Source organism: Pseudomonas vranovensis DSM 16006 (assembly GCF_000425805.1).
GTDB lineage: Bacteria > Pseudomonadota > Gammaproteobacteria > Pseudomonadales > Pseudomonadaceae > Aquipseudomonas > Aquipseudomonas vranovensis.
Genome location: NZ_KE384454.1, coordinates 208,413 through 219,162 on the forward strand (window position 1 = coordinate 208,413; position 10,750 = coordinate 219,162).

10 protein-coding genes are annotated in these 10,750 nt (G+C 62.6%); 3 read left to right on the plus strand and 7 right to left on the minus strand.

Annotation, left to right across the window (positions count from 1 at the left end; genetic code table 11):
- Positions 1 to 96: 96 nt before the first annotated feature.
- From H621_RS0120495 to H621_RS0120505, 3 genes are all read right to left on the minus strand, one after another.
- Positions 97 to 378: a peptidylprolyl isomerase gene (locus tag H621_RS0120495; RefSeq protein WP_010226518.1), complete on the minus strand. Its 282-nt coding sequence runs from the start codon at positions 376 to 378 to the stop codon at positions 97 to 99.
- Positions 379 to 410: 32 nt separating this feature from the next.
- On the minus strand, positions 411 to 1,508 hold the full coding sequence (locus H621_RS27380; protein ID WP_051270642.1) for a 3-deoxy-7-phosphoheptulonate synthase: 1,098 nt from the start codon (positions 1,506 to 1,508) through the stop codon (positions 411 to 413).
- Between the two features lie 552 nt (positions 1,509 to 2,060).
- Positions 2,061 to 2,726: a response regulator transcription factor gene (locus H621_RS0120505; protein WP_028945168.1), complete on the minus strand. Its 666-nt coding sequence runs from the start codon at positions 2,724 to 2,726 to the stop codon at positions 2,061 to 2,063.
- A gap of 169 nt (positions 2,727 to 2,895) precedes the next feature.
- Here H621_RS0120505 and H621_RS0120510 point away from each other — a divergent pair, with 169 nt between their 5' ends.
- Entirely contained in the window at positions 2,896 to 3,537 is a 642-nt protein-coding gene (locus H621_RS0120510; protein WP_028945169.1) for a response regulator, read from the plus strand.
- On the opposite strand, the gene H621_RS0120515 is transcribed toward H621_RS0120510, so the two are convergent.
- Complete coding sequence (locus H621_RS0120515; RefSeq protein ID WP_028945170.1) at positions 3,534 to 4,172, minus strand: pentapeptide repeat-containing protein; 639 nt, start codon at positions 4,170 to 4,172, stop codon at positions 3,534 to 3,536. The genes H621_RS0120510 and H621_RS0120515 overlap by 4 nt on opposite strands.
- 83 nt (positions 4,173 to 4,255) lie before the next feature.
- Entirely contained in the window at positions 4,256 to 6,061 is a 1,806-nt protein-coding gene (gene exaA / locus H621_RS0120520; protein WP_371919702.1) for a quinoprotein ethanol dehydrogenase, read from the minus strand.
- Positions 6,062 to 6,386: 325 nt separating this feature from the next.
- Between exaA and pedF the strand changes: the two genes are divergently transcribed.
- On the plus strand, positions 6,387 to 6,824 hold the full coding sequence (gene pedF / locus H621_RS0120525; RefSeq protein WP_028945172.1) for a cytochrome c-550 PedF: 438 nt from the start codon (positions 6,387 to 6,389) through the stop codon (positions 6,822 to 6,824).
- A 126-nt stretch (positions 6,825 to 6,950) separates the two neighbouring features.
- Here pedF and H621_RS0120530 read toward each other — a convergent pair whose 3' ends face one another.
- Together H621_RS0120530 and H621_RS0120535 are read right to left on the minus strand one after the other, a co-directional pair.
- Positions 6,951 to 8,102, minus strand: coding sequence for an acyl-CoA dehydrogenase family protein (locus H621_RS0120530; RefSeq protein WP_028945173.1), 1,152 nt, complete (start codon positions 8,100 to 8,102; stop codon positions 6,951 to 6,953).
- A gap of 16 nt (positions 8,103 to 8,118) precedes the next feature.
- On the minus strand, positions 8,119 to 9,189 hold the full coding sequence (locus H621_RS0120535) for an enoyl-CoA hydratase/isomerase family protein (RefSeq protein WP_028945174.1): 1,071 nt from the start codon (positions 9,187 to 9,189) through the stop codon (positions 8,119 to 8,121).
- A 335-nt stretch (positions 9,190 to 9,524) separates the two neighbouring features.
- On the opposite strand from H621_RS0120535, the gene H621_RS0120540 reads away from it, so the two are divergent.
- Positions 9,525 to 10,706: a porin gene (locus tag H621_RS0120540; RefSeq protein ID WP_028945175.1), complete on the plus strand. Its 1,182-nt coding sequence runs from the start codon at positions 9,525 to 9,527 to the stop codon at positions 10,704 to 10,706.
- Positions 10,707 to 10,750 lie beyond the last annotated feature (44 nt).

Below are 10,750 nucleotides of genomic sequence, written 5' to 3' on the forward strand. Positions count from 1 at the left end.
GCCTGACTACCTGTGCCCACGGGTGTGGCTGTAGCTTAGCAGCTCGGAGCGCTACACCCGAACCGGCCCGGGCGGACCGGTTCGGGTGCGATGGACTCAGTCCTGGCGGCTGGTCACTTCCAGCAGGTGGTAACCGAACTGGGTCTTCACCGGGCCTTGAACGGTGTTGACCGGGGCGCTGAACACCACGGTGTCGAATTCCTTGACCATCTGGCCTGGGCCGAACGAACCCAGGTCGCCGCCCTGACGGCTGGACGGGCAGGTGGAATTGGCTTTGGCGATTTCGGCGAAATCGGCACCGGCTTCGATCTGAGCCTTCAGTTCGTTGCACTTGTCTTCAGTGGCAACCAGGATGTGACGGGCAGTGGCTTTGGCCATGGGAGATGCTCCTTTGCAAGAAAGTGCCGAGACTACCGGATTGCAGCGCTTTTTTCCTGCGCAATGTCACGCAATGCAGCTGCCCCCTGACGCAACAGCGCTTCGGTGCCGTCCCAACCCAGGCAGCCGTCGGTGATCGACACCCCGTATTTGAGCGGTGCATTGCCCAGCGCCTGGCAACCGTCGAACAAATGGCTTTCGAGCATCATGCCGATCAGCGACGTGTCGCCCTGCAAGCGCTGCTCCAGCACCTCGTTGAACACCTGCGGCTGGCGCATCGGATCCTTGCCGCTGTTGGCATGGCTGCAATCGACCATGACCCGTGGGCTCACGCCCGACTTGGCCAGGCCCTGTCGCGCCAGCGCAATACTCTGGCGATCGTAGTTGGGGCCTTGGTTGCCGCCACGCAGTACCAGGTGCGTATCCGGGTTGCCCAGGGTTTCGATGATGGCCGGGAAACCTTGCGCGTCCATGCCGAAGTGCCTGTGGCCGTGGGCAGCGCTGCGAATCGCATCGCAGGCGATGCCGACACCGCCGTCGGTGCCGTTCTTGAACCCTGCCGGCAGGCCCAGGCCGCTGACCATCTCGCGGTGGATCTGCGATTCGGTGGTGCGTGCACCAATGGCCGCCCAGCTGAGCAAATCGTCGAAGTACCCGGCTGCCATCGGTTGCAGCAGCTCCGTGGCCACTGGCAGGCCGCATTCGAGCATGCTCAGCATCAGCCCGCGCGACAGCGCGATACCGGCGTGCATGTCATCGCTGCCATCAAGGTGCGGGTCGTACGCCAGGCCCTTCCAGCCCACCGTTGTGCGCGGTTTTTCAACATAGGCGCGCATCACCAGCAGCATCTGGTCGCTGACCTCTGCGCCCAGGCGTGCCAGGCGCTGCGCGTATTCGCGGGCCGAGCGTGGGTCGTGGAGCGAGCAGGGGCCGACAATCAGCAGCAGGCGTGAATCTTCGCCATTGAGGATGGCGCGTACAGCCTTGCGGTGGCGTTCGACCTGGGCGGCTAGGGCGGTGGACAGCGGCATCTGCTGCTTGAGCAACAGCGGGCTCGGCAGGCGTTGGCTGACGGCGCTGTTGGCAGCGGTGGGTTCGGACAGTGGCAGAGCGAGTGTGGACGATTGCATGTTCTGGATTCCCTGGGCGGATGGCGGGGTCTTGCCCGCGCTGTCGGCCCTATCGAGGTGTTCGACAGTTGGCCTGATTGGCGTCATGTGTATCTGTGCCACCAACAAGTGACCGATCGGAGGCGGCAGACTGGCCCGAACGGGATTGGCTAAATCGCCAGGCGGTAAAGCTTGGGTAACGGTGGTAGGCGGCGTAGTTCATGGGGTAATCCTCAGTATCTGTTCGGTTGCGTGGGGGCTTAAAAGCAAAACCCCCGATCGGAGGGGCCGACCGGGGGTTTGAGTATTCTCGTATTCGGCGGCCCCTTGAAAGTGGGCGCCGGTGTGGGTATCAGCGGCGCCTGTGGCTAAACCAATACCCAAAATAAAACGCAGCGGGAGCGGCCGTCGCGCACTCGGCAACCGCCAGCACTGGGCGCGAGAGGCGACCGGCGGGGTGTGCGTGAGTGAGGGTGGATTGCGACATGGGACTCTCCAGTTGATGAGCCTGAGCTTACTTCAGGCACCGGCGCGGTTTCAATGGCTAATTTCCATCTGCACGATTTATCACGACTATCGTCGCAGGTAGGCGGTGAAGTCGATATCGCCGGCGCTCAGGATCGCCTGCACGCGGTTGTGCACATTGAGCTTGCGCAGAATCGCCGATACATGCGCCTTGACCGTGGTTTCGGCGATGTCCAGGTTGTAGGCGATCTGTTTGTTCGACTCTCCCTTGGTCATGCGTTCGAGCACCAGCAACTGCTTGCGGGTCAGGGCCTGCAACAGCTCGGGGGCAAAGCCCGGGTGCTCGCTGTGGTTGCGCCGGGTACCGGGCTTCTGCGTGCGAATGATGTCGGGCGGCAGGTACACGTTGCCATTGAGGATCTGCTCGATGGCCTCGGTCATTTGCGAGCGCGGCGAGGATTTGGTGATAAACCCCACAGCGCCGTAGGTGATGGCCTGCAGCACGATCTGCTTGTCCTGTTCGGCCGAGACGATGACCACCGGAATGGTCGGTGCCTCGTTGCGCAGGTTGATCAGCCCACCCAGCCCATGCATGCCGGGCATGTTCAGGTCCAGCAGGATCAGATCCAGGTCGTCGTGTTCCCCGGTCAAGGCCAGGGCACTGTCCAGGTCGGCGGTCTCCATCACTTCGCTGCCGGGAAAACCATCACTGATGACGTTGTGGATGGCTTCGCGAAACAACGGGTGGTCGTCGGCGATCAGAATCTTGTACATGGCTTTGCACCTTATTGTTGTGGTTGTCGCTGCACCCCTACATTACAGGCCAGGCGCAACGCTTTGGAAATGCGACCATCGACAAGCAAAACAGTACCAAAGTAGTAGGCGCCAGGGCAGGGGCTGGCTCTAGCATGGCGTGAACTGCCGCCGGACAAGGAACCCTCTCATGGCCATATTGCTGGTCGATGACCACCCGATGTTGCGCCTGGGTGTGGCCCGGACCCTGGAGCAGGGCCTTGAGGGCCTTGCAATTCTGGAAGCGGGTAGCGGTGAGGAGGCCTTGATCAAGGTTGGCGAACAGTTGCCGGGGCTGGTGATCATGGATTTCGACCTGCCGGGCATCAGTGGCCTGGAAACCACCCGGCGCCTGCGCCAGCGCTGGCCGCAACTGCGGGTGCTGTTCTTCAGCGAACACACCGAGCTGGGCCTGGTGCGCCAGGCGATGGATGCCGGTGCCTGCGGGTTTCTCTCCAAGAACGTCGAGCCGGGTGTAGTGCTTGAGGCAGTGCGGCGGGTGTTGTGCGGGCATGCCTACATCGAGCAGGCCCTGGCCACCGCCCTGGCGTTGCAGGCCCATGGCGGGCAGGGCGTGCATGCGCGGCTGCACGGCCTGAGCCAGCGGGAAATCGAGATTTTCCTGATGCTGGCCAAAGGCGGCTCGAACCGCCTGATCGCGCAACAGTTGTGCCTGAGCAGCAAGACCGTGTCCAACTACCTGACCCTGCTCAAGAGCAAGCTGCAGGTCCGTTCCCAGGCCGAAATGGTGCATCTGGCCATCGAAGTCGGACTGTTGCGGGTAGCCGCTTAGTTCCAGGTGTCCGGGCAGCCCTGGCAGCCTTCCATATTGCTGTCCTGGAAGTTGGCGTAGTGCTGGCGGCTGCCGCGCAGGTCGGCACGTTCCAGGTTGCTTTCACCCAGCTTGGCTTCCTGCAGGTTGGCATCGGCCAGGCTTGCACCCTTGAGGTCGGCCTTGCTCAGCCAGGTCATTTCAAGGTCGGCCGCTTGCAGGTTGCTGTTGTGCAGCTTGGCGCCGGAGAGCCGGGCAAATTCCAGGTAGGCCGCACTGAGGTTGGCATCGCTGAAGTTGGCGCCCTGGGCAAACATGCCCCACCCTTGCACTGCAATCAGCGTGGCGCCTTGCAGGTTGGCCAGGCGCAGGTTGCTTTGCTGCAGGCTGGCGCGGGTGAGATTGGCGCCCTGCAGGTTGGCTTTTTCCAGGTTGGCCAGGTCCAGGCGGGCATGGCGCAGGTTGGCGCCGCGCAAGTCGGCGCCGGCCAGATTGATCTTGCGCAGGTCCTGATTGCTCAGGTCGGCGTCGCGCAGGTCGGCGTTGGGGCATTGGCTTTCGGGGGCGATCAGGCAGCCGTTGATGCGCGGCTGGGCATCGTCGTCGGCGAAGGCGGGAGTCAGGGTTATGGCCAGTAGTAGAGGTAGGTAGTTCATCAGTATCTCCTGGGTATGTGACACCGCTATCGCGGTGCAAGCCCGCTCCCACAGAGTGGGGCCGGGCTTACACCGCGAAGGGCTTAACGCTGAGCTGTCTTGGTATCCCAGGCCGGGATCTTGAACACCCAGAACGAACCACCCTGTGCCACTGGCTTGGTCAGCTCGGCCATGTCGCCGCCCCACAGGGGTACTGCACCGCCGTAGCCCACGGTCACGCCGATGTACTGCTCACCGTCCTGCTCCCAGGTGATGGGTGGCGAGACGATGCCGCTGCCAGTCTGGAATTTCCACAGCTCCTCGCCCGTCTTGGCGTTGAACGCCTTGAAGTAGCCGTCACCGGTGCCGGTGAACACCAGGTTGCCCTTGGTCGCCAGTACCCCGGCCCAGAGTGGCAGTCGCTCCTTGTGCTCCCAGACCATTTTGCCGGTGGTCGGGTCCATGGCGCGCAGCGAGCCTACGTGATCCTCATACATGCGCTTGATCCGGAAGCCCATGCCCAGGTAGGCCGAGCCTTTCTTGTAGTTGACCTCTTCGGTCCAGTACTCCTCTTTCCACTGGTTGGACGGCACATAGAACAGGCCGGTGTCCTGGCTATAGGCCATCGGGTTCCAGTTCTTGCCACCCAGGAACGGCGGCGAGACTTCCACTGGCTTGCCTTTGGTCTGGCCAGGCTCGGGCTTGGCCGGACGTTGCCCCGGGTTCTCGACCGGGCGTCCGGTCTTCAGGTCGATGTGGCTGGCCCAGGTGATGTTGTCGGCGAACGGGAAGGCGTTCTTGAGCTTGCCGTTGGTACGGTCGACTACATAGAAGAAGCCGTTGCGGTCGGCGTGGGCAGTGGCCTTGTATTGCTTGCCGTCCTTGTCCTTGTAGTCGAACAGCACCAGCTCGTTGTTACCGGAGAAGTCCCAGGCGTCGTTTGGCGTGTGCTGGTAGAACCACTTCACCTCGCCGGTGGTGGGGTCTACGCCGACCTGGCCGGAGGTGTACAGGCTGTCATAGTCGTGGGGGTTGCCGTCCTTGGAGGTTCGCGCCCAGGTATTCCAGGGCCCGGGGTTGCCGGCGCCGACAATGATGGTGTTGGTTTCGGCGTCGAAGCTTGCGCTTTGCCAGGGGGCACCGCCGCCGTGGCTCCAGGCCTCGACCTTGCCGGTTTCGGTGTTCGGGTCATCCGGCCAGGACGGTGCCTTGACGTCACCGGTCGGGGTGCTGTCCTTGCCGTTCAGACGGCCCATGTGGCCTTCGACGAACGGACGCATCCACACTTCTTCGCCGGTGTCCGGGTCGCGGGCAAACAACTGGCCGACCACGCCGAATTCGTCGCCGGAGCTGCCGTGAATGAGCAGCACCTTGCCACTCTTCTGGTCTTTGACCAGGGTCGGGGCGCCGGTCATGGTATAGCCGGCGCTGTGGTCGCCGAACTTCTTCCTCCACACCACCTTGCCGGTGTCCTTGTTCAGGGCCACGACCTGGGCATCGAGCGTGCCGAAGAAAATTTTGTCGCCGAAGATCGCCGCACCACGGTTGACGACGTCACAGCACGGGCGAATGTTGTCGGGCAGGCGGTGGTTGTAGGTCCACAGGCGCTTGCCGGTCTTGGCGTCAAGGGCGAATACCCGCGAGTAGGAGCCGGTGACGTAGATCACCCCGTCGTTGACGATGGCCTGGGACTCCTGGCCGCGTTGCTTTTCGTCACCGAACGAATAAGACCAGGCCGGGGTCAGCTTGAACACGTTCTTGTCGTTGACCTGGGCCAACGGGCTCCAGCGCTGGGCGTTGGTGCCCATGCCGTACTGCAGCACGTTGCCGGTGCTCTTGTGGTCATCGGCAATGTCATCCCAGCTCACCGGCTTGGCGAAGGCGGGCGCCGCCAGGGCCAGGCTGCCCATCAGCAACACGGTATGCACGGCAGCAGTCAGAGGCTTGAGCGAGGCGGGTAACGATCTTATTGTCATGGTTGGAGTTCCCAATGAAGGTTTTGGCCCTTCTAGCCTGGGATTTCCCTGCACGGCTTGATACGGAAAAACTCCCGCCCTTTGCGGGAAAACTTCCCAAACCGCCTGTGATTTGGCACTGCTCCACAAGCGCTACGACCAAGGGAGTAGAGCGCGACCCCCAAAGCAGCATGGGGCGGTAGCCAGCGGCTGCCTAAGCTGGCGAGCAACCTTTCAGCCGAGAGGTGTTCGCGTGCAAACAGCAGTCGAGGGCAGAACAATGACAACAGCAAAAAACGCCTGGTTGAGCCTGATGGTGGTGGGCAGCCTGATCAGCAGTGCGGCGGTGTTCGCCCATGGCAACGTAACGCCGACGGCGGTCAACATCGGCAACCTTGAGAAACTTGGTGAAGAGTGGCGGGCGGAAAACCCCTACCGCAACAGCAAGGATCACGACGAAGCGGTCTCGATAGGCGCATCGGCCTACAACCAGAACTGTGCGGCGTGCCATGGCCTGGAAGCCAAGTCCGGGGGTATTGCACCCGACCTGCGCCTGCTTGATGAAGGCGCGATGGGTGATGAGTGGTTTGTGGAGCGGGTGCGCAACGGCGCGGTGCGCGATGGCCGGGTGTACATGCCGAAGATGGCCGATTACCTCAGCCAGGAGGCGTTGTGGGCGGTGCGCAGTTACCTCGATACCGTGCGCGTGGATGAGTGACTGGCTTGAGTCACGACCGCCAGCGGCTACAGACAACCGCTGTAGCCGCTGGCGATGAACGAGGCTGCGATCGGCTGCGAAGCAGTCGGCATCCTGCCTCGCTCCTACCGTTGAGGGGGCCAACCGCTACAAGGCGTAGTGCTTGAGCTCCCGGGCGATCAGCATGCGCTGGATCTCGCTGGAGCCTTCGTAGATCTGGGTGATCCGCGCATCGCGGTAGTAACGCTCGACCGGATAGTCCTCCAGATACCCATACCCGCCATGCACCTGGATCGCCTTGGAGCAGACCCGTTCGGCCATCTCCGAGGCGAACAGCTTGGCCTGTGAGGCTTCGCTCAGGCACGGTTTGCCGGCGCTGCGCAGGCGTGCGGCATGCAGGATCAGCAGGCGTGCAGCGTTGATCTGCACCTGCATGTCGGCCAGCAGGTTGGCGATGCTCTGGTGCTCGTTGATCGGCTTGCCGAACTGGATGCGGTCACGGGAGTACACCAGCGCTGCTTCGAATGCCGCGCGGGCGATGCCCAGGGCCTGGGCGGCGATGCCGATACGGCCGCCTTCAAGGTTGGACAGCGCAATCGCCAGGCCCTTACCGCGCTCACCGAGCATATTGGCGGCAGGGATACGGCAGTTGTTCAAGGTGACCGCGCAGGTGTCGGAGGCGCGGATGCCCATCTTGTGTTCGCTGCGATCGACCACGAAGCCTTCATTGTCGGTAGGCACCAGGAACGCCGAGATGCCTTTCTTGCCCAGGTCCGGGTCAGTGACGGCAAACACGATGGCAAGGCCTGCGCGACGCGCGTTGCTGACAAATTGCTTGGCACCATTGATGACCCAGTGATCACCTTGCAGCTCGGCGCGGGTGCGCAGGTTGTGCGCCTCGGAGCCTGCCTGGGGTTCGGTCAGGCAAAAACAGCCGATCACCTCACCGCTGGCCAGGCGCTCGAGCCAGGTCTGCTGTTGTTCGGCATTGCCGTAGGCGAGCAGGGGGCCGCAGCCTACCGAGTTGTGGATACTCATCAAGGCCCCGGTGGCACCATCGCCGGCGGCGATCTCTTCCACGGCCAGGGCGTAGGCGACATAGTCGGTGTAGCTGCCACCCCATTGCTCGGGGACGACCATGCCGAGCAAGCCAAGCTCGCCCATTTTCTTGACCACGTTGTCATCGATCCAGCCGGCCTTTTCCCAGGCCTGGGCATGGGGCGCGATTTCGCCACGGGCAAAATCGCGGGCCATGTCGCGGATCATGATCTGTTCTTCGCTCAGTTCCAGGTCTTGCATCTGCGTACTCCAGGCCTTACAGGCCTTCGAAGAATTGGTTCACGCGCGAACGGTTGAGGTCGGCGAGGACGGTGGGGTTCCAGCGCGGCTGCTTGTCCTTGTCGATGATCAGCGCCCGCACGCCTTCGATCAGGTCGCCATGATCGAACCACTGCTGGTCCAGGTGCAGCTCCATGGCAAAGCAGTCTTCCAGGCTCAGGTGACGGCCACGGCGCAGCATCTCCAGGGTCACGGCCATGGCCAGCGGTGAGCGGGTGCCCAGCAGGTCGGCGGTCTTGAGTGCCCACTCATGGCTGTCGGCCACGGTCACGGCCCGTAGTTGCTCCACGATACTGCTGACATCGGGCAGGGCGAAGAAGTGATCGATGGCCGGACGCAGCCTGGCCAGCGGTGCGTCGTCCAGGGTCTGGGTGCCGAGCTTGGCCAGCAGGCCTTGCAGGTCCTTGAGCGGGTGGTCGCCAACGTTCAGCTCATCGAGGCGCTCGTCGAGCAGGCTCAGCTTGCCGCTGTCCAGGTACCAGTCGGCCAGGCCGCAGTACAGTGCGTCGGCGGCGCCGATCTGTACCCCGGTGACGCCCAGGTAGGTGCCCAGCTCGCCAGGGACGCGGGACAGGAAGTAGCTGCCGCCCACGTCGGGGAAATAACCGATGCCCACTTCTGGCATCGCCAGGCGACTGCGCTCGGTGACCACGCGCAGTTCAGCGCCTTGTGCCAGGCCCATGCCACCGCCCAGGGTGAAACCGTCCATCAGGGCCAGGATCGGTTTGCGGTAGTGGTGGATGCACAGGTCGAGGGCGTATTCCTCGACGAAGAAATCGCGGTGCAGGCTGTCACCGGCCTTGTAGCTTTCATACAGCGAACGGATGTCGCCCCCTGCACAGAAACCTTTGGGGCCTTCGCCACGCAAGACCACCGCCTGCACCTGCGGATCGGCCGCCCAGGCATCGAGCTGCTGCTGCAACTGGCGCACCATGTCCAGGGTCAGGGCATTGAGGCCGGCGGGGCGGTTGAGGGTCAAGTGACCGATATGGTTGCGAACCTGGGCCAGAATCGGCGCCTGGGTTGGCGTTTGAACGTGCGCGGTCATCGCTGTCTCCCTGCTTTGTTATTGATTTTCCACGTGAAATATCACGATCTGGGTAAGCGCTCGAGGATCAGGGGATCCTAACAGTGCAAATTTGCCTATTACAATTCGTAAAACTGCAATTGGTCGCTGCATTTTTGCATGGCTGTGCGCCTTCCGGGTCGGGTGTTGCCACTTTAGCCTTGTGACACGGCGGAAGGGGGGAGTAGTTCCCCTTGCCGCCCCTCTACCTGCTTGCGCCAAAGCAGCAGGCAGTTGGCGCCAAGGCAGCGTATGGGCCAGGTGCAGGCCTTTCGATAATCGCCTCCGAATCAGTCACCCCGATTGCGGAGCGCGTCATGCACAACAATAACAATGCCCATCGCCGTATCCTGCCCTTGCTCACCAGCCTGTCTGCCCTGACCTTGAGCCCCTTGGCCTGCGCCGACATCATGCTCTACGACAAGGACCAGACCACCTTTTCCACCGATGGCTATATCAACGCCTTCTACGTCAACAGCGACATCGACCGCGCTGGCGAGCAGTACGACCGGCGCCAGTCACGGGTGAAGATGGGCTTTTTGCCCAACACCCTGGGCTTCAACATGACCCGCCAGGCCGATACGTTGAAATTGGGTGGCCGCGCCTCGTTCTGGGTGACCATCAACGACAGCGAAACCAACGGCACCGACACGGCCATCGATGTGCGGCAGTTCTATGGCACCGTGGCCAACCCCGAGTGGGGTGAAGTGCTTATCGGCAAAGACTTCGGCCTGTTCGCCCGCTCCAACATTCTGCTTGACGAGCTGTTGGCAGGCTATGGCCAGGTCAGCGACACCCTGGGGCTGGTGGACGGCGGCGGGGTGTCGTTCGGCAACATCGGCAGCGGCTACCCGTACCCATTCCCCACCTCGCAGATCACCTACCGCACCCCCTTGATGGAAGGCTTGCGAGTGGCGGTAGGGATCATGGACCCGGTCGACACCAACGACGACAGCGCGGTGGGCAAGGCCTACCAGGAGAACCCGCGCACCGAGAGCGAGATCACCTACCAGTTCGACCTGGGCGGTGCGCAGATCTACAGTTGGCTCAACGGCAGCTACCAGACCTCGGACAACACCGACAGCAACGTCGATTCGGTGACCTCCGAGGGCGTGGGCTACGGCGTACAGGCAAAAATGGGCGTCTTCTCGCTGACCGGCTCGGGCTTTACCGCCAAAGGCATCAATCCGTTTTTCACCAACAACGCCGGGGAGGCGACCTTGCGCGAGGTGGACAGCACCGGCTACCTGGTGCAGGGCTCGTATCGGTTCGGCAAGAATCGACTGGCATTGTCGTATGGCAGGACCAAGGATGATGGCAATGGTGCGGTGAACACCGGGGCCGACTACGAGACGCGGGGCATTGCGCTGTTCCATGACATCAATGACAACCTCAAGCTTGTGGCCGAGTACAACCAGTTCGAGATCGATGGGCACGAGGGGGATGCACAGAACGAGGATACCGATACCCTGGCGCTGGGGGCGGTGTTGACCTGGTAGCCCGAACCACGGCCGCTGCGCGGTCGATCGCAGGCTGTCGCCAG

Bases quoted from the DNA above. Each gene is read 5' to 3' on its own strand.
- H621_RS0120495 (WP_010226518.1), bottom strand. From the start codon at position 378: ATGGCCAAAGCCACTGCCCGTCACATCCTGGTTGCCACTGAAGACAAG.
- H621_RS27380 (WP_051270642.1), bottom strand. From the start codon at position 1,508: ATGCAATCGTCCACACTCGCTCTGCCACTGTCCGAACCCACCGCTGCC.
- H621_RS0120505 (WP_028945168.1), bottom strand. From the start codon at position 2,726: ATGTACAAGATTCTGATCGCCGACGACCACCCGTTGTTTCGCGAAGCC.
- H621_RS0120510 (WP_028945169.1), top strand. From the start codon at position 2,896: ATGGCCATATTGCTGGTCGATGACCACCCGATGTTGCGCCTGGGTGTG.
- H621_RS0120515 (WP_028945170.1), bottom strand. From the start codon at position 4,172: ATGAACTACCTACCTCTACTACTGGCCATAACCCTGACTCCCGCCTTC.
- exaA (WP_371919702.1), bottom strand. From the start codon at position 6,061: ATGGGCAGCCTGGCCCTGGCGGCGCCCGCCTTCGCCAAGCCGGTGAGC.
- pedF (WP_028945172.1), top strand. From the start codon at position 6,387: ATGACAACAGCAAAAAACGCCTGGTTGAGCCTGATGGTGGTGGGCAGC.
- H621_RS0120530 (WP_028945173.1), bottom strand. From the start codon at position 8,102: ATGCAAGACCTGGAACTGAGCGAAGAACAGATCATGATCCGCGACATG.
- H621_RS0120535 (WP_028945174.1), bottom strand. From the start codon at position 9,189: ATGACCGCGCACGTTCAAACGCCAACCCAGGCGCCGATTCTGGCCCAG.
- H621_RS0120540 (WP_028945175.1), top strand. From the start codon at position 9,525: ATGCACAACAATAACAATGCCCATCGCCGTATCCTGCCCTTGCTCACC.